Source organism: Achromobacter ruhlandii, assembly GCF_002082135.1.
Taxonomy (GTDB): domain Bacteria; phylum Pseudomonadota; class Gammaproteobacteria; order Burkholderiales; family Burkholderiaceae_B; genus Achromobacter; species Achromobacter ruhlandii.
Window position 1 is genome coordinate 5,588,121 of the sequence record NZ_CP017433.1, and the last position, 20,213, is coordinate 5,608,333.

The following is a 20,213-nucleotide window of genomic DNA, read 5'->3' on the forward strand; positions in this document are numbered from 1 at the left end:
CGACCATGAGCACACAACCCCTGATTGCCCCACCGCGGGCCGACAAGCGCGTGGCGGTGCACGCCAGCGTGGTGGCGCAGGCCGCTGAATGGCTGGTGCGATTGCATGGCGATGCCGACGAGCGCACCCGCCGCGCCTGTGACCAATGGCGTCAGGCCGATCCGAGCCACGAACTGGCCTGGCAACGGCTCAGCGCCATGAGCCGGGATTTCAACCGGGTCGGCAGTCGCGCGCCCACCGGCGCGGCGTCCAGAACGGTGCTGGCGGCCGGCGCCGACCAGGCGCGCCGCCGCAGTCTCAAATGGATGTTCGCGGGCATCGGCGCCGGCGGCGCGGCGCTGTGGCTGTGCCGCGATCCGCAGGCGCTTTGGACCGGTGGCGCCCGCTACCAGACCGCCGTCGGCGAACAGCGCCAGGTCACCCTGTCCGACGGCAGCGCGCTGGCCTTGAACACCGGCACCAATCTCTACGTCCAGTTCACACGCCAGGAGCGCCGCATCCTGCTGCGCGAAGGCGAGATCCAGGTCACCACCGCGCCCGACCCCGAAGGCCGCGGCTTCAAGGTAGTTACCCGCAATGGCGAGCTGGTGCCGCTGGGCACCCGCTTCATCGTGCGTGACCATGCCGACAACGGCCGCCAGAGCCTGGTCGCGGTGCAACAAGGCGCGGTGGCGATCCGCGCCGGCGGGGTCGAGCGCGTGGTGCGGGCCGGCGAACAGGCGTTGTTCGGCCCGGCCGGCCCATCCACCGTCGCGCCGCTGGACACCGCCGCCGCGGCCTGGACCGACGGCATGCTGGTCGCCAATCGCATGCGACTGGATCGGTTCCTGGCCGAACTCGGCCGTTATCGGCAGGGCCTGGTGCAGTGCGAGTCCGAACTGGCCGGCAAGCTGGTCACGGGCGCCTTCCGTTTGGACGATACCGACGAGGCCCTGGCGCTGCTGGCGCGCGTGCTGGGAGTGCGGGTACGTTACCGCACGCGGTATTGGGTGACGGTGGTGCCGGCCTGATCCGCGGCCGGCCCGCGCAGAAAACAAATTTGTAACCGCCCGGCAGATTTTCCAGTCTCGTTCGAAAGACAGGTAGACGGACGCGAGGCGCACGCGTTCCCTTCGCCCTTCCACGAGACAGGACCTCCGACCATCATGGCCACACCGCAACACCCGCGCGCATCCCGGCGCGGCCCATCCCCCGCGCGCCGCGCGCGTCCGCAGCCCTTCCTCGTTTCCGCGCTGACCCTGGCATTGCGCGCCCTGCCGACCATGGCCGGCGCCGCCGTGCTGACGACGGGGGCGCAAGCCCAGGCGCAAACCGCGCCCGTCGCCGAGATCGCCTTCACCATCGCGCCGGGTTCGCTGGACGTCGCGCTCGGCGCCTTCGGGCGGGCCGCACAGATCAATGTCGCCGCCGATCCCGAACTGACAGCGGGCCGCGACACCGCCGGCCTGCAAGGCCGCTATCCGATCGACCAAGGGCTGCGCCAACTGCTGTCCGGCACGGGCCTGATAGCCGTGCCGGCGCCGGCCGGCGGCTACCTGTTGCGCCGCTTGCCGCTCGCGCAAGGCGACGCCTCGGTGCTGGAGCCGGTAATGGTGCTGGGCAGCCACGAGGTGACGACCGAGGGCTCGGGCTCCTACACCAGCGGCGCGACCAGCATCGCCAAAGGCGCGCAATCGCTCAGGGACATTCCGCAGTCCATCAGCGTCGTGACGCGCCAACGGCTGGACGAACAGTCGCTCACCTCAATTTACGACGCCCTTGCCAACACCACCGGCATCACCCTGCAGCAAAGCCCCCAGGCCGGCAAGTACGTGTATTCGCGCGGCTTTCGCAATACCTCCTACCAATACGACGGCATCCCGCTCGATCGCAGCATGTACGGCCGCGCCAGCAATTTCGGCGGCGGCACCGCCATCTATGACCGCGTCGAAGTGCTGCGCGGCGCGGCCGGCCTGCTCCAAGGCGGCGGCGAACCGGGCGGCGCGGTCAACCTGGTACGCAAGCGCGCCCTGCCCGAAGCGGGCTTCAGCGTCATCGCCAAGGCCGGCCAGTGGGACCACTATGGCATGCAGGTCGACGGAGGCGGCCCGCTGAACGAATCCGGCACCCTGCGCGGCCGCGCAGTGGTGGACTACGAGACCCGCGGCTCGTATGTGGACTACGCCAACAATCGCGACCAGACCTTCTACGGCACCCTCGAATACGACCTGACACCCGACACGCGCGCCAGCATCGGCTTCAGTTCCGAAACCAGCCGCGGCCGCCCCAACATGCGCGGTTTCCCCGCCTATGACGACGGCTCGCCCCTGGACGTGTCGCGCGCGTACTACATGGGCGCCGACTGGAATCGCCGCAAGTCCACCACCGAGACGTTCTACTTCGACCTGTCGCACCGCTTCAACGACAACTGGCAGGGTCGTGTCGCCGCCATCCACCTGCGCGAACGCCACGACATGAAGTTCAACAGCCCCATCCGCGAGGCCGCCGCCGGCACGAACATCAGCGCGACAGCGGCGGACATCACCGAAGCCGACATCGGCATCACCGGCGTGGACGCCAACCTGCTGGGCAAGATCGACGCCTTCGGCCGTACCCACGAACTGGTGCTGGGCGCCAACTACGCGCGCAACGATGTCAACACCGACTACGGCAGCATCAACGACTACTGGGTCGGCAACGTCTATGACTACCGGCCCGGCTCGATTCCGGAGCCGACCAAGGGCCAGCTCTACGCCAACTTCCGCGAGCACCGCGACGGCCGCGGCCTGCAGTACGGCGTGTACGGCGCCGCCCGCCTGCAGTTGGACGATCCGCTCAAGCTGGTGCTGGGCGGGCGCGTCAGTTGGTACGACACGATCTGGGACACCCGCACCACAGGCAGCCGCTACAGCGAGAACTCGACCTACGGCAGCCGCGAGAACGGCAAGTTCACGCCCTACGCCGGGCTGCTCTATGACCTGAGCCCGCAATGGACGGCATACGCCAGCTACACCGATATCTTCAAGCCGCAAAGCGAGAAGTCCAGCAGCGGCAGGCCGCTCGATCCCCTGCTGGGCACCAACTACGAAATCGGCCTCAAGGGCGAACTGCTGGACGGCCGCATCAACACCGCCATCGCGCTGTTCCGCGTCGACCAGAAGAACCGGGCCCAGACCGACTACCGCAGCAGCCCCGATTGCGACGCCGGCTGGTATTGCTCGATCGCGGCCGGCAAGGTCCGCAGCCAGGGCGTGGACGCGGAGATCAGCGGTGAAATCCTGCGCGGCTGGAACCTGTTCGCCGGTTATACCTTCAACACCACGCGCTATCTGGAAGACGAGACCAACCAGGGCAAGCCGCTGAATTCGCTGACGCCCAAGCACATGCTGCGCGTCTGGACCACCTATAAGCTGGCGGGCGCCGCGCACCGCTGGACCCTGGGCGGCGGCGTCAATGCCCAGACCAGCAGCTACGACGCCGGCACGATCCGCGTCAACAGCCCCGGCTACGCCATCTGGAGCGCCTACGCCCGCTACCAGATCAACAACCACTGGGCCGCCTCGGTCAACCTGAACAACCTGTTCGACAAGACGTATTACACCAGTGTGGGCAGCAACAACGGCAACTTCTATGGCGAGCCGCGCAATGTCATGCTGACCCTGCGCGGCGACTTCTAGGCGGCGCCGGCGCGACGCCAACGCCGGGCGTCATCGGTACGACGCCAAAGCAAACGGCCCAGGACCGGATCGCATCCGGGCCCTGGGCCGTGGTCCGCCGGCTGGCGGCGGATTCAGTTCAGCCGATTCAGCTGAAGAATTCCTTGACGCGGTCGGTCCAGGACTTGCTTTGCGGCGAGTGGCGGTCGCCCCCGTCGTTCAGCGAGGCCTCGAACTGGCGCAGGATGTTCTTCTGGTCGTCGCTCAGGCGCACCGGCGTCTCGACCACCACGTGGCAGTACAGGTCGCCCGGATAGCTGCCGCGCACGCCTCGGATGCCCTTGCCGCGCAGGCGGAAGGTCTTGCCGGACTGCGTGCCTTCGGGAATCGAGATCTCGGCCTTGCCGCCCAGGGTCGGCACCTGCAGTTCGCCGCCCAGCGCCGCCGTGGTGAACGGGATGGTCAACTCGCAGTGCAGGTCGTCGCCGTCGCGCTGGAAGATCTTGTGCTGCTTGATGTGGATTTCCACATACAGATCGCCCGGCGGGCCGCCGTTGATGCCCGGCTCGCCATTGCCGCTGGAGCGGATGCGCATGCCATCGTCGATGCCGGCCGGAATCTTGACCTGCAGGGTCTTGTTGCGGCGGATGCGGCCGACGCCATCGCAGGCCGTGCACGGATCGGTGATTTCCTTGCCGTTGCCATGGCAGGTCGGGCAGGTCTGCTGCACGCTGAAGAAACCCTGCTGCATGCGCACCGCGCCGGAGCCGCCGCACGTGCGGCAGGTCTTGGGCGATGTGCCGGGCTTGGCGCCGGAACCGTGGCAGGTGTCGCAGTTTTCCCAACTGGGCACGCGGATCTCGGTGTCGAAGCCGGCCGCGGCCTGCTCCAGCGTGATCTCCAGCGCGTACTTCAAGTCGGCGCCGCGATAGACCTGCGGACCGCCGCCGCGGCGGCCACCGCCGCCACCGCCGAAGATCTCGCCGAAGATATCGCCGAAGGCGTCGGCGAACCCGCCGCCCATGCCGCCGCCCATGCCGGCGGCGTTGGGATCGACGCCCGCGTGACCATAGCGGTCGTACGCGGCGCGCTTCTGTTCATCGCCCAGGACCTCGTAGGCTTCCTTGGCTTCCTTGAACTTCTCTTCGGCTTCCTTGCTGTCCGGATTGCGATCCGGATGGTATTTCATGGCCAGCTTTCGATAGGCCTTCTTGAGTTCGTCGTCCGAAGCGTTTTTCGCCACGCCCAGGACGTCGTAATAGTCGCGTTTTGCCATGATCGGTGGGCTCGGGGGAGAGCCTTCTTTTCAGTGCTACAGAATGAGTTCGCCCGGTAGGCGGATTTCTCCGGCTACCGGGCGGCAGAGGCAGGTCAGCGCCCGGCCATTATTGGTCGCGCTTGACTTCCTTGAAGTCGGCGTCGACGACGTTGTCGTCCACCGGCTTCGCGTTGTCGGCGGCCTGCTGCTGGCCGGCCGCTTGCTGCGCCTGCATGTCGGCGTACATCTTTTCGCCGAGCTTCTGCGAGGCGGTCGACAGGGCTTCGACCTTGGCGTCGATGGCGGCCTTGTCGCCGTCCTTCAGCGTGTCTTCCAGCGCCTTGATGGCCGCCTCGATGCTTTCCTTCTCGGACGCCTCGAGCTTGTCGCCGTATTCGGTCAGCGACTTGCGGGTGGCGTGCACCAGCGCATCGGCCTGGTTGCGGGCCTGGGCCAGCTCGGCGACGCGGTGATCTTCCTCGGCGTTGGCCTCGGCATCCTTGACCATGCGCTGAATCTCGTCTTCCGACAGACCCGAGTTGGCCTTGATGGTGATCTTGTTTTCCTTGCCGGTGCCCTTGTCCTTGGCCGACACGTGCAGGATGCCGTTGGCATCGATGTCGAACGTGACTTCGATCTGCGGCATGCCGCGCGGCGACGGCGGGATCCCTTCGAGGTTGAACTCGCCCAGGGCCTTGTTGCCCGCGGCGATTTCGCGCTCGCCCTGGAACACCTTGATCGTCACGGCCGGCTGGTTGTCATCAGCGGTCGAGAAGGTCTGCGAGAACCGGGTCGGGATGGTCGTGTTCTTCTGGATCATCTTGGTCATCACGCCGCCCAGGGTTTCAATACCCAGGGACAGGGGGGTGACGTCCAGCAGCAGCACGTCCTTGCGGTCGCCCGACAGCACGGAACCCTGGATGGCGGCGCCAGCGGCGACGGCTTCGTCGGGGTTCACGTCCTTGCGCGGATCCTTGCCGAAGAATTCCTTCACCTTTTCCTGGACCTTGGGCATGCGGGTCATGCCGCCGACCAGGATCACGTCGTCGATGTCGGAAACCTTCACGCCGGCGTCCTTGATGGCCACGCGGCAGGGTTCGATGGTGCGTTCGATCAGTTCCTCGACCAGCGCTTCCAGCTTGGCGCGCGTGATCTTCAGGTTCAGGTGCTTCGGACCCGAGGCGTCGGCCGTGATGTACGGCAGGTTGATCTCGGTCTGCTGAGCCGACGACAGCTCGATCTTGGCCTTTTCGGCGGCCTCCTTCAGGCGCTGCAGGGCCAGCACGTCCTTGGACAGATCGACGCCTTGTTCCTTCTTGAACTCGCCGATGATGTAGTCGATGATGCGCTGGTCGAAGTCTTCGCCACCCAGGAAGGTGTCGCCGTTGGTCGACAGCACTTCGAACTGCTTTTCGCCATCGACGTCGGCGATTTCGATGATGGACACGTCGAACGTGCCGCCGCCCAGGTCATAGACGGCGATCTTGCGGTCGCCCTTTTCGGTCTTGTCCAGGCCGAAGGCCAGCGCGGCCGCGGTCGGCTCGTTGATGATGCGCTTGACTTCCAGGCCGGCGATGCGGCCGGCGTCCTTGGTGGCCTGGCGCTGGCTGTCGTTGAAGTACGCCGGCACCGTGATGACGGCTTCGGTGACTTCTTCGCCCAGGTAGTCCTCGGCGGTCTTCTTCATCTTGCGCAGCACGTCGGCCGACACTTGGGGAGGCGCCATCTTCTTGCCGCGCACTTCCACCCAGGCGTCGCCGTTGTCGGCCTTGACGATGGCGTAGGGCATCAGGTTGATGTCCTTCTGCACCGCCTTTTCCTCGAACTTGCGGCCGATCAGGCGCTTCACCGCGTACAGGGTGTTCTTGGGGTTGGTCACTGCCTGGCGCTTGGCGGGCGCGCCCACCAGGGTCTCGCCGTCGTCCATGTAGGCGACGATCGAGGGGGTGGTACGGGCGCCTTCGGCGTTTTCGATGATCTTGACCTGACCGCCGTCCATGACAGCCACGCAGCTGTTGGTCGTGCCCAGGTCGATGCCAATAATTTTGCTCATGGTCGGGTTACCTTGGATAGATCTATGAAATTGGAGAGAAATTTCCTGTCCCCACATAACTGGGGCTGCCCGCAGGGTTTTTCAAGACGCCTGGCTGGAATTTTCCGCCGGCGTTTCCTGCAGGCGCCGGATGGCCGCCGTGAACTGGGGCAATCCGGGCCAACCGGTGATGCGGCCGAGCCGCTTTCCGGCCCGGTAAAGCACAAAAGTGGGGACGCCATGCAGGGAAAAGCGGCGGCCCAGGGGTTCATCGGCGTAGACATCGGCCTCGAACCAGCTCAGGTCCAGGCCCAGCAGGGTGTCCTGGTGCAGCAATGCCGCCTGCTTGAAAAGATTGCAGTTATAGCAATCCTGGCCCCACAGGAACACGCAGCGCAGGTCCGATCCCGGCGCCTGGACCACGGCGGCGTCGAATCCCGCGGTATCGACATGACGCATGCCGAACACCGCGAAAACCTGGGCCGGGTCGAACCTGGGATCGGTCATGGCGCGCGGTCCGGTCAGCCTTGGCCGGCGGACACCACCACCAGGGCCGGACGCAGGGTGCGGTCGGCGATGGCGTAGCCCTTCTGCAGCAGCTGCACCACGGTGTTGGCGGGCTGCTCGGCCGGAATCGAAGAAATGGCCTGGTGCAGGTGCGGATCGAACTTGTCGCCCTGGACCGGCGCGATTTCCTTGAGCATGTTGCGCTCGAAGGCGGCCGCGAGCTGCTTGAGCGTGACCTCGACGCCTTCGCGCAGCGTGTCCACGGTCTGGTCGGCCTGGGCCAGCGCGGCCTCCAGGCTGTCCTTGACCGGCACCAGGCTTTCCGCGAACGACTCGATGCCGAACTTGCGTGCCTTGGACACTTCTTCCTGGGCACGGCGGCGCACGTTCTCGGCCTCGGCGCGGATGCGCAGAAGCTGGTCCTGCTGCTCATTGACGGTAGCCTGGGCCGCGTCCAGCTGGGCGCGCAACTCGTTCAGCTCGGCCTGCGCGGCGTCCTGGGCGGCGGGGGCCGCATCGGCGTCGTCGCCGAATCCGGGCGTCTGATCTACAGGCTCGTTGGGTGCCGTCATGGGGAATCCTCCAAAAAGAATGGCTTTCGCAGACATGAATGGGGGCCAATACCCCTATTTCAAGCCCGGGAAAGCAAATATTCCCCGCCGCGCACCGCTGCCGCGGCAATGGGCGACGACGCTGAAAAATCCGGCAAAAATCTCTAAAAATGCAGCATTAGCCGTAAAAACCAGCCAAGATCCGGATTTGCGGCATAGCCGGCGCCATCAGGCACCGATCATTTCTTGTGCGGCTGCGCCGGGGCGACGGCATCACTGGCGGGAAAGCTCTCTTTCAGGGCGCGGTCGACGCGCGGATCGTCATCGGGTTCCGGGTTGATCGCGATGGGATCGCTGGCGGGAAAGGTCTCGGCCAGCGCCTCGTCCAGCTCGTGCTCGACCTGATCCTCGTCCACCGGGGTGCTGACGTTCCCCTTTTTCACAACCTTGCCCGTCTTGGGATCATGGTGCATGCGCCCTCTCCTTCAAGTCCGTGAATGTGTGGGCCATCCCCGCAAGTGGCGTTCCGCCAGGGTGGCCAACCCCGCGATCCAGGCCGGATCATCATTCAGCGCCGGGATGTAACGGAACTGCTTGCCGCCCGCGCCGAGAAAGGCGTCGCGGCACTCCAGGCTGATTTCTTCCAGGGTTTCCAGACAGTCTGCCACAAATCCCGGACACACCACATCCACCTCGGTGACGCCCGAGGCGGCCAGCGCCTTGAGGGTCGGTTCGGTGTAGGGCTCGAGCCAGCGGGCGGTGCCGAAACGGCTCTGGAAGGTCACCTCGATCTGCTCGCGCGGCAGCGACAGGCGCTGCGCCAACAGCCGCGCGGTTTCCATGCAGTCGCGGTAGTACGGGTCGCCCAGCTCGATGGAATAGCGCGGCAGGCCATGGAAGCTCATGACCAGCTTCTGCGGTTTGCCATGCTCGCGCCAGTACGCTTCGATGCTGGCGGCCAGCGGATCGAGATAGATGGGGTCCTCGTGGAACCGCTTGATGAAGCGCATTTCCGGCTGGTCGCGCAGCCGGCCGGCATGTCGCGTGACGGCATCGACCACCGTGGCGGTGGTGCTGGCGGCGTATTGGGGATAAAGCGGCACGGTGAGGATGCGTTCGCAGCCCTGCGCGCGCAGGCGCGAGATGGCGTCGGGAATCGACGGGTTGCCGTAGCGCATGCCCAGCTCCACCACCGCCTCGACCCCGGCCGCGGCCAACGCGGCCTGCACGCCTTCGGCCTGGCGGCGGCTGTAGACCATCAACGGCGAGCCGTCCTTGAGCCAGATGCCGGCGTAACGCGGCTCCAGTTTCTTGGGACGCAGCGTCAGCACCAGGCCGTGCAGGATCGGCTTCCAAAGATAGCGCGGAATCTCGATCACGCGCGGGTCCGACAGGAATTCGCCCAGGTACTTGCGGATGTCCTTCCTGCCCGGGGTGTCGGGCGTGCCCAGGTTCACCAGCAGCACGCCGACCTTGCCCGGCGCGCGCGGCGGCGGGTCTTCATTGAATGGGTCGTCCTGCTCGGCTTCGGGCAGGTAGCGTTCAGGCCAGAGATACTTGAACAGGCGAAGAAACACAAAAACTCCCCTTCCTCCGCGAGGAGGATGTCGGTTCGAATGGAACTACTGGTTGTGGCTGAGGGCGTTGGACAGCAGACGCGCCGTGATGTCCACGATGGGAATCACGCGTTCGTAGGCCATGCGGGTCGGGCCAATGACGCCGAGCGTTCCGACCACCTTGCCGTCCACGCCGTAGGGCGCCGTGATGACCGAGACTTCTTCCATCGGCACCAACTGGGAATCGCCGCCGATGTAGATCTGCACGCCCTGCGCGCGGCTGGACACGTCGAGCAGTTGCAGCAGGTCGGTCTTCTTCTCGAACAGCGAGAACATCTTGCGCAGCCGGTCCATGTCGGAAGCGATGTCGGTGACGTCCAGCAGCTTGCGCTCGCCAGAAATGACCACGGCATCGCCGTCCTCGGCGGCCTCGGCACTGGCCTCGACCGCCGCCTGCATCAGCCGCGAGATGTCTTCGCGCAACTGCGCCAGTTCGGTGGACAGGGTGCGCCGCACCGCGTCGAAGGACTTGCCGGCGAAGTGCACGTTGAAGAAGTTGCCGGCCTCCAGCAATTCGGCCTCGGCGTAGTCGCGCTGCACGAACAGGATGCGGTTCTGCACGTCGCCGTCGGGGGTGACGATGATCAGCAGCACCCGCTTGTCCGACAGGCGGATGAATTCGATCTGGCGGAACACCTGGGCGCGCTTGGGAGTCAGCACCACGCCGGCGAACTGGGTCAGGTTGGAAAGCAGCGCCGCGGCGGCATTGACCGCGCGGGTGGGCTCGGCCGCGGCCAGCATCTCGCCCATGTTGTGCGGTTCGAGCTGGTAGGACTGCACCGCCAGCAGGGAATCGACGAACATGCGGTAGCCGCGCGGCGTCGGAATGCGCCCCGCCGAGGTGTGCGGACTATGGATCAGCCCCAATTCCTCCAGGTCCGCCATGACGTTGCGGATGGTGGCGGGCGACAGATCGAAAACCTTCGATAGCGTCCGCGAGCCGACTGGTTGCCCATCGGCGATGTAGCGTTCGATCAACGCTTTCAGTAGTGCGCGTGCGCGGTCATCCATAGCGGGTATTTTAGGGAATCTTTTCCAGTTGAGGCGATTTTTGTCCCGCAAGCCGATATGCGGCCCCATATAATCGGCTAACTGGCCCGATTCCGGACCAATTTCGTTTTTCTGACTCGCCTTGCCACCATGCACTTTCCTACCGTCGCGCTGATCGGCAGATACCAGGACACCGGCCTGGCCACTCCGCTAAGGGCGCTCGCGCACGCGCTCACGCAGGCCGGGCGGCAGGTGCTCGTCGATGCCGACACGGCCCGCAACACCGGCCTGACGGAATACCCCGTCGCCACCTACGAACAGATCGGCCAGGACGCCTCGCTGGCGGTGGTCATGGGCGGCGACGGCACGGTGCTGGGCGCCGCGCGCCATCTCGCCCCGTACGGCGTGCCGGTGGTCGGCATCAACCATGGCCATCTGGGCTTCATCACCGACATCCCGGTGCAGGACGCGCATGGCGCCCTGACGCGCGTGCTGGAAGGCAACTTCCAGATCGAGGAACGCATGCTGCTCGAAGGCAGCGCCTGGCGCGGCGACCAGCAGATGTACGCGGCCTCGGCGCTGAACGACGTGGTGCTGAACCGCGCCGGACGCGGCGGCATGATCGAAGTGCGCGTCGAACTGGACGGCGCCTTCATGTACACCCAGCGCGCCGACGGCCTGATCATCGCCACCCCCACCGGCTCGACCGCCTACGCGCTGTCTGCCAATGGCCCGATCCTGCACCCCGGCATGAACGCCATGGTGCTGGTGCCGGTGGCGCCCCAGACCCTGTCCAACCGTCCCATCGTCATTCCGGACACCGGCGTGCTGAACATGACGCTCACCGCCATGGGCCGCGTCGAGGTCGGCGCCAGCGTGCATTTCGACATGCAGACCTGGTCCGACCTGCAGCCCGGCGACCGCATCGTCGTGCAGCGCGCGCCCTACACCATCCGCTTCGTGCATCCGGAAGGCTACAGCTTCTTTTCCACCCTGCGCCGCAAGCTGCACTGGAACCTGATGCCGCAGGCCACCGACAACGTAGAGTAGTAAGCGCCCCGACATGCTGCGCACCCTGCACATCCGCGACTTCGTCATCGTCGAGCAGACCGAGATCCATTTCGGTCCCGGCTTCACCGTCTTCTCCGGCGAGACCGGGGCGGGCAAATCCATCCTCATCGACGCGCTGGCGCTGGCGCTGGGCGAGCGCGGCGACGTCAGCGTGCTGCGCGAAGGCGCCGCTCGCGCCGATATCACCGCCGTCTTCGACACGCCGCCGGCGCTGCGCGCCTGGCTGGCCGAACGCGAGATTGACGCCGACGACGAACTGGCCCTGCGCCGCGTGATCGACGCCCAGGGCCGCAGCCGCGCCTACATCAACGGCACCCCGGCCACGGTCGCGCAATTGCGCGAACTGGGCGACAGCCTGGTCGACATCCATGGCCAGCATGCGCACCAGAGCCTGATGCGTCCGGAGGCCCAGCGCGACCTGCTGGACGCGCACGGCGGCCACGGCGACCTGCGCCAGGCGGTAGGCCAGGCCTGGAAACAATGGCGCGCGCTGGCGCGCCAGCTGGAGCTGGCCGAAAAAGACGCCGAGGGCCTGGCCGCCGAACGCGAGCGGCTGCAATGGCAGGTCGACGAACTCGATCGCCTCGGGCTCGCGCCGGACGAATGGGAATCGCTGCAATCCGAGCACACCCGCCTGTCGCATTCGCAGTCGCTGCTGGACGGCGCCACCCAGATCCTCGACGCTCTCGATGGCGAAGGCGATTCGGCCCACCACCGGCTGACCGCGGCCAACCACCGCATCCAGCAGATGCTGCGGCACGACAGCGGCCTGCAGGGCATCTACGACGAACTCGAATCGGCCCGCATCGCCATCAGCGAAGCGGTGTCCGACCTGAACAACTACGTCAGCCGTGTCGATCTCGATCCGCGCCGGCTGGCCGACGTCGAGGCGCGCCTGAGCGCGGTGTTCGAGACAGCGCGCAAATTCCGCACCGAACCCGACGAACTCTGCACCTTGCGCGACAGCTTGCACGCCGAACTCTCGGCCCTGCAGGCTGCCGCCGATATCGACGCGCTGCGCGCCCAGGCGCAGGCGGCGCAGGCGCAGTACGACGCCGCCGCGGCCAAGCTCACGGCGGCGCGCCGCAAGATCGCCAAGGATCTCGGCAAGCAGGTCACGCAAGCGATGCAGACGCTGGCCATGCAAGGCGGCAAGTTCGAGCCCACGCTGGCCGCCGCCGCGCCGTCGGCCCATGGCAATGAACACGTCGAGTTCCTGGTGGCCGGCCATGCCGGCACCACGCCACGGCCGCTAGCGAAGGTCGCATCCGGCGGCGAACTGTCGCGCATCTCGTTGGCGCTGTCCGTCATTGCCAGCCGCGCGGCGCGCGTGCCCACCCTGATCTTCGACGAGGTCGACAGCGGCGTCGGCGGCGCGGTGGCCGAAGCCGTCGGCAAGCTGCTGCGCGAACTGGGCGAGCGCCACCAGGTGCTGTGCGTCACCCACCTGCCGCAGGTCGCCGCCTGCGGCAACAACCAGTTCCTGGTCAGCAAGACCGAATCGCGCGGCACCACGCGCTCGCGCATCGAAGAATTGGATGAAGGCGCCCGGGTCGAGGAGATCGCCCGCATGCTGGGCGGCATCAAGCTCACCGCCACCACCCGCGAGCACGCCCGCGAAATGCTGGCAGGCTTCGGCCGCGCGCCGGCCTGAACCTGCGGGGGCCAGGCAACCCGCTCCTCGCGGGCCTGATGCGGCGCAAGCACATCCGGGGCGCGTGCGCCCCCAGAAAAACCGGGCGCCGGCCGCCTTTGCGCCGACAGCCCGTATCGCAATGGTCCGCAGCCTGATTCAGTCCGAGAATAAAAAAAGCCCCTTCCTATAGAAGGGGCTTTTGCTTTCAACTACCCACGGCGAGCGCGGCCGTGGGGCAGGTCCGAGGCGAAGAAAGCTCAGCGGCCTTTCAGGCAGCTGCCGCAGATGCCGTACAGCACCATGGCGTGGCTTTCCAGCGCGAAGCCGTTGTCCTTGGCGATCTTTTGCTGGCGTTTCTCGATGTCCGGATCGGAGAACTCAACCACCTTGCCGCAGTTGGTGCAGATCAGGTGGTCGTGGTGATCGCCGTCGTTCAGTTCGAACACGGCCTTGCCGCTGTCGAACTGGCTGCGGGCAAGGATGCCGGCCTGTTCGAACTGGGTCAGGACGCGATAGACGGTGGCCAGGCCGATTTCGACGTTTTCGCCGATCAGGGCACGGTAGACGTCTTCGGCGCTGAGGTGGCGCTGGTCCGACTTACGGAAGATATCAAGAATTTTCAGGCGCGGGAAAGTCGCCTTCAAACCCATGTTTTTCAGTTCGCTTTGGTCGCTCATGGTGTAATCGCTCTCCGTCCGCGTTGGCATGGGCAAGGATACTTGGTAACCGCGAGCCGGCTCCCCAGAATTCCTGCCGCCCCGCAGAACTATCCTTATGAAACCTTTATGATAACGGTTTTGTCTGCTTCCAAATAATAGGGGCGCGTAGTGTCCATGATTGCACGAATTCCTTCCCGCTCGCTCAAGACCGGTTTGGCCATCGCCGCCCTGGCCGTCGCCCTCGCCGGCTGCACGGGGGACAAGTGGGGCTTCCCCTACAAGGCCGGTGTCCAGCAAGGCAACTGGATCACCCAGGAGCAGGTGGCGCTGCTGCAGCCGGGCATGACGCGCGAACAGGTCCGCTTCGCGCTGGGCAGCCCCACCCTGACCAGCGTGCTGCACGCCAACCGCTGGGACTACCCTTACTACTACAAGCCCGGCTACGGTGAGGCCCAGGAACGCAAGTTCACGGTCTGGTTCGAGAACGACCGGCTGACCCGTTGGGAAGGCGACAAGCAGCCCGACCTGCAGCCCTACCAGATCAACACGCCCAGCGCCACCGCCGATGAAAAGGCCGACAAGCGCCTGAGCGAAGACGAGGCCCGGCTCAAGCAGGAAGAAGAGCAGAAGAAACGCGACGCCGCCGCCCCCACCAGCCCGATGAACCAATACCCCGGCCAGCCCGGCAACGCGCCCGAGCCGCTGCGCTAAATCCAAGGATTTTCTTCATGCGTATTGCTATCGCCGGCGCCAGCGGCCGTATGGGCCAGATGCTGATCGACGCCGTCCTGAAGGCCGACGGCCTGCAACTGGCGGTCGCGCTCGACCGCAAGGGCTCGCCCTCGCTGGGCCAGGACGCGGGCGCCCCGCTCGGCCAGCAGACCGGCGTCGCCATCACCGACGACCTGGGCGCGCTGGCCAACGCCGACTGCCTGATCGACTTCACCCGCCCCGAAGGCACGCTGGAGCACCTGCAGGCCTGCGCCAAGCTGGGCGTGAAGGCCGTCATCGGCACCACCGGCTTCGACGACAACGGCCGCGCCGCCATCGAAGTGGCCGCGCAGAAAACCGCCATCGTGTTCGCGCCCAACATGAGCGTGGGCGTGAACGCCACGCTCAAGCTGCTGGACATGGCCGCCCGCATCCTGAATTCGGGCTACGACGTGGAGGTCTTCGAGGCCCACCACCGCAACAAGGTCGACGCCCCCTCGGGCACCGCGCTCAAGATGGGCGAGACCATCGCCTCGGCCTGGGACGTGGCCCTGCCCGACGTGGCCACCTGGAGCCGCCACGGCGACACCGGCGTGCGCAAGCCGGGCACCATCGGCTTCTCGGTGCTGCGCGGCGGCGACATCGTCGGCGACCACACCGTGTCGTTCTGCGGCATCGGCGAACGCATCGAGATCACGCACCGCTCGGCCAGCCGCGCCACCTACGCCGAAGGCGCGTTGCGCGCCGCCCGCTTCCTGGAAGGCAAGCACAACGGCCTGTACGACATGCAGGCGGTGCTGGGACTCTGATCCCTTCGCGCCCATGAAAAAAGGACCCGCGAGGGTCCTTTTTTTCATGCAGCACCCGGTCACGCCACCACGGGCTCCGGCTCCAGCGCCACGCCGTAGCGCTCGGCGACCGCATCCTGGATCGCGCGCGCCAGCGCCAGGATGTCGGCGGCGGTGGCGCCCCCGCGATTCACCAGCACCAGCGCCTGCCGGTCATGCACCCCGGCCGCGCCCAGGCTGCGCCCCTTCCAGCCGCACTGGTCGATCAGCCAGCCGGCCGCCAGCTTGTAGCTGCCGTCCGGCTGCGCATACGACACCAGGCCGGGATAACGGGAGACGAGCGCTTCGCGCTGCGCCGCGGACACGATGGGATTCTTGAAAAAACTGCCGGCGTTACCGGTGACCGCCGGGTCCGGCAGCTTGGCGCGCCGGATCTCGCAGACCGCCTCGAAGATGGCGCGCGCCGAGGGCTCGCCCATAAGGCCGGGATGACGCTGCAGGTCCGGATACGACAACACCGGCCGCCAGGGCCGCGGCAGACGCAAGCGCACCGCCACGATCACCCAACGTCCGGGCCGCTGGTGCTTGAAAATGCTGTCGCGATAGGCAAAGCGGCACTCGGCCGCGCTCAGGTCGACATACCGGCCCGCCTGCACGTCCCAGGCCGTCAGGCTGTCAAAGCGATCGGCCAGCTCGACCCCGTAGGCGCCGATGTTCTGCACCGGCGCCGCGCCGACCGTGCCCGGGATCAATGCCAGGTTTTCCAGGCCGTCCCAGCCCTGCCTCACGCACTCGGCGACGAAGTCGTGCCAGGTCTCGCCGCCTGCCGCCTCCACCAGCCATGCATCGGGCTCGGCCCGCAGCAGGCGCACGCCCCGCAGCGCCACGCGCGCCACCAGGCCCGGCACGGTCTCGGGCAACACCACATTGCTGCCACCGCCCAGCACCAGCAGCCGGTCGTGCCGCGCGGCCAAGGCCGACAGGGCCGGCAGTTGCGCCACATCGTCGAGCGTGACGCAGGCCTGGGCCGTCGACGCCAGGCCCAGGGTGTTCAAGGCGGAAAGGTCCCGCGCCTCGGGGATGAGGACAGGTGCGGTGGCAGAGGAATTTGACATGGATACTACCGGGTGTGCTATATTTTCTGTCTTCGCTCATATTACTTGATTGAGCTTGGCAGCCAGACGGCACTCAGTTGCAGCCTTGGCCACGCGAAGTTAAGCGCGATCCGCCTGCCCCAGCAATCTGCCAGCGGCAAGCACGATCGAAAAAAATCATGTAGAATGCGCGCCTTCTGATCGATAACCAAGTTGATCAGGCAACCACGAAAGTGGTTGGCAATAAGAAATGGTTTGCACTGGCACTGCGTGGAATTTTCACCAAGCCAGAAATTGCGGACCCATGCGGGAGTAGCTCAGTTGGTAGAGCGCAACCTTGCCAAGGTTGAGGTCGCGAGTTCGAGACTCGTCTCCCGCTCCAGATTTTATGGGCAGTGTCTTCACACTGCGCATGTTGCAAGAAAGGGCCTGCGGGCCCTTTTTTCATTTCCGCGTCGATCACCACAGTTTTCTCCCGAAGCCCTGTCAATGCGAGCAACACCTGCGTGCGAGCAACACCTGCGTGCGAGCAACATCTGCGCCGCAGGTAAGTGAGCACGGGCAGTAAACCAGGAATGTTCGTGGCAGGGCCGCCAAGAATGTTCGTGGCAGATCCGCCGAAAGCGGCGACACTGACAGCAATGGCGACGCACCCGGAACCCACAACCGAAACGGCAAGCATGGCGACATCTCCGCAAACGGCTGTGCAGGACGCGATCTGCGACAGATACGGCATGCAAGGCATGGCGCCTGAAGAAATGGTCGCGGTCGCCCTGCGCACGCTGGGCGCGATGCCGATCCATGGCACGCGCATCGCATTGCCCCGGGACGGCACCATCGGCTGGTTCATCCACTGTGGCGAACACTCGGACGCCGACGACTTCTACCAACCCATCCACACCGCGCACCTGGCGACGCTGTTGCCGCGAGTCGTCGACTACCTGCGCCTGCCGCCGGGCGCGAAGTTCATCATCGACGACCAGGGTTACGAAGACGTGTGGATGGAAGCCTAGACGCCCCTCAGTCCGGCGAGCAACGCCGCGCGGCCGCTAGGCGACGAACGCATCGACCAAGGTATCCGCCGCTTTCGTGAAGTACGCATCGATCTCCGCGCGGGCCCGCAGCCGGGCCGCCTCCAGCGCCTGCCCGCCCATCGCGGTGCCCTCCACCGAAAAGAACGTCAGGCGCTTCAGGCCGATGGTGGCCAGCGCCGCCTTCAGGTAGGGCGTCAGGAAATCCGGCTGGCGCGCCTCGGCCCCGGAGAACAGGCCGCCCGACGACACCGCCACGAAAACCGGCTTGTCGGCCAGCACCCCGACCTTGCCTGCGCGCGTCACGGTGAACGTGCTGCGCACCCGCACCACATGATCGATCCACGCCTTCAACGCCGACGGCACGGTGTAGTTGTGCATCGGTGTGGCGATGACGACGTAGTCGGCATCGACCAGGGATTGGATCAGGTGGTCGGACTGGCGCAACGATCCGGCGGAGTCGCCGTCGGGGTCGGCCGGCGAGCCCAGCGCCCAGGCGTATTCGGCATCCACATGCGGCAGCGGATTGGCGTCGATCTCGACAAGGTCGCGGCCCCGCCTGGCATCGGCCCGCGCCAGTCCATCGAGGATGAACCGCGACAGCCGAAGGCTCTCCGATGCCGCGCCGCGCGGACTGCAGGTCAAACGCAGGACGCTCATGCGACCGCCCCCTCCAACACCTTGCTGAAGCGCATCGCGCCCGTCAGCAATCCTTGCCGGAAGTAGAAGCGCTGCGCCAGCGCGTTGGCCAGGCCGGTGTCCAGCACCAGCTTGGCGCAACCGGCCTCGCGCGCCATGCGCTCGAGCGCCTGCAGCAGACTGGCGCCATGGCGCGAGCCGCGACTGCATTCGGTGACGACAAGGTCATCGACGTAGAGGAAACGGCCATAGATCAGGTTTTCCTGGAAGCGGTAGCCAGCCAGCGCGACCGGCGCGTCGCCCTCCCACACCGCCAACAGGGCGTAACGCTCGGCGCGCATGCGCGCGACGCGCTCGGCGAAATCGCGCTCGCCGGCCAGGTGCGGGCGCAATTCCCGCATGACCGGAAAGCAGGCGCGCAGCGCCTCGTCGGTTTCGATAGGGCGAATGTCAGGTTGACTCATGAAGATCCTGTCTGGAAAGAAATCACCCGCCGCCATAGCGGGCATGAACATCATGCTAAGGAAGCCATGACATAATTTGAAGAACCATAAATTGACCTTTCGACTAGGCCATGATGCCCACCTCCCTTGCCAACCTGCCGCCCGCCGTTTCCGGCGACGAACCGCTGTACCGGCAGGTCTACGAGCGCTTCCGCGGCGCCATCGCCCAGGGCACGCTCAAGCCGGGCGACCGCATCCCGTCCGCGCGCGCATTGGCCAAGGACCTGGGCGTGGCGCGCGGCACGATCGAGATGGCCTACTCGCTGCTGCATGCCGAAGGCTATGTACAGCCGCGCGGCCAGGCCGGCACCATAGTCACGCCGGGCTTGCAGGCGCAGGCCACGCCGCGGCCGCTTCCAGCGCCCGCCAAGGCGGACCCCGATACCTGGCGCCAGCCGCCTACGCTGCTGCCATTCCAGATGGGCCTGCCAGCGCTGGACGCCTTTCCACGCAAGATCTGGGCGCGGCTCGGCGCCCGCCACCTGCGCGCCACGCAGGCGGCTGACCTGTCCTACCCGCCCGCCGATGGGCTGCCCGCGCTGCGCAACGCGATCGCCGCGCACCTGCAGGTGGCGCGCGGCATCCACTGCTCGCCGGCGCAAGTGTTCATCACGTCCGGCTATCGCGAGAGCCTGAACCTGGTGATCCAGGCCCTGCTGCACCCCGGCGACCAGGTCTGGGTGGAAGATCCCGGCTACCCGCCGACGCGCGAGCTGCTCAAGCATTCCGGCCTGACGTTCGCGCCGGTGGAAGTCGACGCCGAGGGCATCATGGTGTCGCGGGGTATCGCGCAGGCGCCGGGGGCGAGCGCGGCGGTCGTGACGCCCGCCCACCAAAGCCCACTGAGCGTGACGCTGTCGCTGACGCGCCGCCAGGCGCTGCTGGAATGGGCCGAGCGCAATCAGCGCTGGATCGTGGAAGACGACTACGATGGCGAATACCGCTACGTCAGCCGGCCGCTGCCGGCGCTCAAGAGCCTGGACCGCCATGGCCGCGTGCTCTACGCGGGCACCTTCAGCAAGGTCATGTTCCCCGGCATCCGCCTGGCGTACCTGGTGGTGCCCGAGGCCCAGGTGCGGCGCTTCGAGGACGTGAACCGGGTGCTCGGCAACGGCATCCCGGGCCTGACCCAGGCCATGGTCGGCGCCTTCATGCTGGAGGGCCATTTCGCGCGCCATATCCAGCGCATGCGGCGGCTCTACTCGGAACGCCGCAACGCCACCGCCGCGGGGCTGGCCAAAGTGTTCGGCCCCACCATGCCGATTCATCCACAACCGGGCGGCATGCATTTGCTGGTGCGGATGCAGGGCCACCAGACCGACCGCCCGCTGGCGCAGCGCATGGTCGAGCACGGCATCTACGCGCACGCCCTGTCGCGCTGGACGACCCACGCGCCGTGCGGCGCCGGTCTGTTGATGAGCTTCACCAACATCGAGTCGCAGGAACGCGCCGAGCAGCTAGGCCGACGCATCCTGGAATTGATGTAGCGGCG

At 66.4% G+C, this 20,213-nt stretch carries 19 protein-coding genes and 1 tRNA gene; 9 read left to right on the forward strand and 11 right to left on the reverse strand.

The features are described from left to right. Nucleotides 1-5: 5 nt before the first annotated feature. Entirely contained in the window at nucleotides 6-1,010 is a 1,005-nt protein-coding gene (locus tag AruCF_RS25375) for a FecR domain-containing protein (protein ID WP_049071737.1), read from the forward strand. Between the two features lie 135 nt (nucleotides 1,011-1,145). After that, nucleotides 1,146-3,656, forward strand: coding sequence for a TonB-dependent siderophore receptor (locus AruCF_RS25380; RefSeq protein WP_053085991.1), 2,511 nt, complete (start codon nucleotides 1,146-1,148; stop codon nucleotides 3,654-3,656). A 127-nt stretch (nucleotides 3,657-3,783) separates the two neighbouring features. Here AruCF_RS25380 and dnaJ read toward each other — a convergent pair whose 3' ends face one another. From dnaJ to hrcA, 7 genes are all read right to left on the reverse strand, one after another. Next, a complete protein-coding gene (gene dnaJ / locus AruCF_RS25385) occupies nucleotides 3,784-4,911 on the reverse strand; it encodes a molecular chaperone DnaJ (protein WP_049071732.1) in 1,128 nt (375 codons plus the stop codon). 109 nt (nucleotides 4,912-5,020) lie between these two features. Continuing rightward, nucleotides 5,021-6,946, reverse strand: a complete 1,926-nt coding sequence (gene dnaK / locus AruCF_RS25390) for a molecular chaperone DnaK (RefSeq protein WP_049071730.1) — start codon at nucleotides 6,944-6,946, stop codon at nucleotides 5,021-5,023. An 81-nt stretch (nucleotides 6,947-7,027) separates the two neighbouring features. After that, nucleotides 7,028-7,432 (reverse strand): thioredoxin family protein, encoded by a 405-nt coding sequence (locus AruCF_RS25395; RefSeq protein WP_049071728.1) that lies wholly within the window; start codon nucleotides 7,430-7,432, stop codon nucleotides 7,028-7,030. Between the two features lie 14 nt (nucleotides 7,433-7,446). After that, entirely contained in the window at nucleotides 7,447-8,004 is a 558-nt protein-coding gene (gene grpE, locus AruCF_RS25400; RefSeq protein WP_049071727.1) for a nucleotide exchange factor GrpE, read from the reverse strand. A 218-nt stretch (nucleotides 8,005-8,222) separates the two neighbouring features. Continuing rightward, entirely contained in the window at nucleotides 8,223-8,456 is a 234-nt protein-coding gene (locus tag AruCF_RS25405; protein ID WP_049071726.1) for a hypothetical protein, read from the reverse strand. A gap of 12 nt (nucleotides 8,457-8,468) precedes the next feature. After that, complete coding sequence (gene hemH, locus AruCF_RS25410) at nucleotides 8,469-9,560, reverse strand: ferrochelatase (RefSeq protein WP_049071725.1); 1,092 nt, start codon at nucleotides 9,558-9,560, stop codon at nucleotides 8,469-8,471. Nucleotides 9,561-9,605: 45 nt separating this feature from the next. Continuing rightward, the gene (gene hrcA / locus AruCF_RS25415) at nucleotides 9,606-10,610 is read right to left on the reverse strand and encodes a heat-inducible transcriptional repressor HrcA (RefSeq protein ID WP_049071722.1); all 1,005 of its coding nucleotides are present in this window, start codon (nucleotides 10,608-10,610) and stop codon (nucleotides 9,606-9,608) included. A gap of 129 nt (nucleotides 10,611-10,739) precedes the next feature. On the opposite strand from hrcA, the gene AruCF_RS25420 reads away from it, so the two are divergent. Continuing rightward, nucleotides 10,740-11,639, forward strand: coding sequence for an NAD kinase (locus tag AruCF_RS25420; protein WP_049071720.1), 900 nt, complete (start codon nucleotides 10,740-10,742; stop codon nucleotides 11,637-11,639). 13 nt (nucleotides 11,640-11,652) lie between these two features. Continuing rightward, nucleotides 11,653-13,314: a DNA repair protein RecN gene (gene recN, locus AruCF_RS25425; RefSeq protein WP_049071717.1), complete on the forward strand. Its 1,662-nt coding sequence runs from the start codon at nucleotides 11,653-11,655 to the stop codon at nucleotides 13,312-13,314. 239 nt (nucleotides 13,315-13,553) lie between these two features. Here recN and fur read toward each other — a convergent pair whose 3' ends face one another. Then, nucleotides 13,554-13,973 (reverse strand): ferric iron uptake transcriptional regulator, encoded by a 420-nt coding sequence (fur, locus tag AruCF_RS25430; RefSeq protein WP_006223539.1) that lies wholly within the window; start codon nucleotides 13,971-13,973, stop codon nucleotides 13,554-13,556. A gap of 156 nt (nucleotides 13,974-14,129) precedes the next feature. On the opposite strand from fur, the gene AruCF_RS25435 reads away from it, so the two are divergent. Further along, on the forward strand, nucleotides 14,130-14,666 hold the full coding sequence (locus AruCF_RS25435; RefSeq protein WP_049071713.1) for an outer membrane protein assembly factor BamE: 537 nt from the start codon (nucleotides 14,130-14,132) through the stop codon (nucleotides 14,664-14,666). A gap of 17 nt (nucleotides 14,667-14,683) precedes the next feature. Then, nucleotides 14,684-15,475, forward strand: coding sequence for a 4-hydroxy-tetrahydrodipicolinate reductase (gene dapB / locus AruCF_RS25440; protein WP_049071712.1), 792 nt, complete (start codon nucleotides 14,684-14,686; stop codon nucleotides 15,473-15,475). Between the two features lie 59 nt (nucleotides 15,476-15,534). Here the strand turns inward: dapB and murB are convergent, their stop codons facing one another. Next, nucleotides 15,535-16,569 (reverse strand): UDP-N-acetylmuramate dehydrogenase, encoded by a 1,035-nt coding sequence (gene murB / locus AruCF_RS25445; RefSeq protein WP_049071710.1) that lies wholly within the window; start codon nucleotides 16,567-16,569, stop codon nucleotides 15,535-15,537. Between the two features lie 285 nt (nucleotides 16,570-16,854). Between murB and AruCF_RS25450 the strand changes: the two genes are divergently transcribed. Both AruCF_RS25450 and AruCF_RS25455 read left to right on the forward strand, forming a co-directional pair. After that, nucleotides 16,855-16,930 (forward strand) — tRNA-Gly (locus AruCF_RS25450). 361 nt (nucleotides 16,931-17,291) lie between these two features. After that, the gene (locus AruCF_RS25455; RefSeq protein ID WP_231891612.1) at nucleotides 17,292-17,561 is read left to right on the forward strand and encodes an immunity protein Imm33 domain-containing protein; all 270 of its coding nucleotides are present in this window, start codon (nucleotides 17,292-17,294) and stop codon (nucleotides 17,559-17,561) included. A 36-nt stretch (nucleotides 17,562-17,597) separates the two neighbouring features. Here AruCF_RS25455 and AruCF_RS25460 read toward each other — a convergent pair whose 3' ends face one another. Both AruCF_RS25460 and AruCF_RS25465 read right to left on the reverse strand, forming a co-directional pair. Further along, complete coding sequence (locus AruCF_RS25460) at nucleotides 17,598-18,239, reverse strand: FMN-dependent NADH-azoreductase (RefSeq protein ID WP_049071706.1); 642 nt, start codon at nucleotides 18,237-18,239, stop codon at nucleotides 17,598-17,600. Beyond that, nucleotides 18,236-18,682 (reverse strand): GNAT family N-acetyltransferase, encoded by a 447-nt coding sequence (locus tag AruCF_RS25465; RefSeq protein WP_049071704.1) that lies wholly within the window; start codon nucleotides 18,680-18,682, stop codon nucleotides 18,236-18,238. The genes AruCF_RS25460 and AruCF_RS25465 overlap by 4 nt, the downstream gene beginning before the upstream one ends. Before the next feature lie 110 nt (nucleotides 18,683-18,792). On the opposite strand from AruCF_RS25465, the gene pdxR reads away from it, so the two are divergent. Further along, a complete protein-coding gene (gene pdxR / locus AruCF_RS25470; protein ID WP_049071702.1) occupies nucleotides 18,793-20,208 on the forward strand; it encodes a MocR-like pyridoxine biosynthesis transcription factor PdxR in 1,416 nt (471 codons plus the stop codon). The last annotated feature ends 5 nt before the right edge of the window (nucleotides 20,209-20,213 follow it).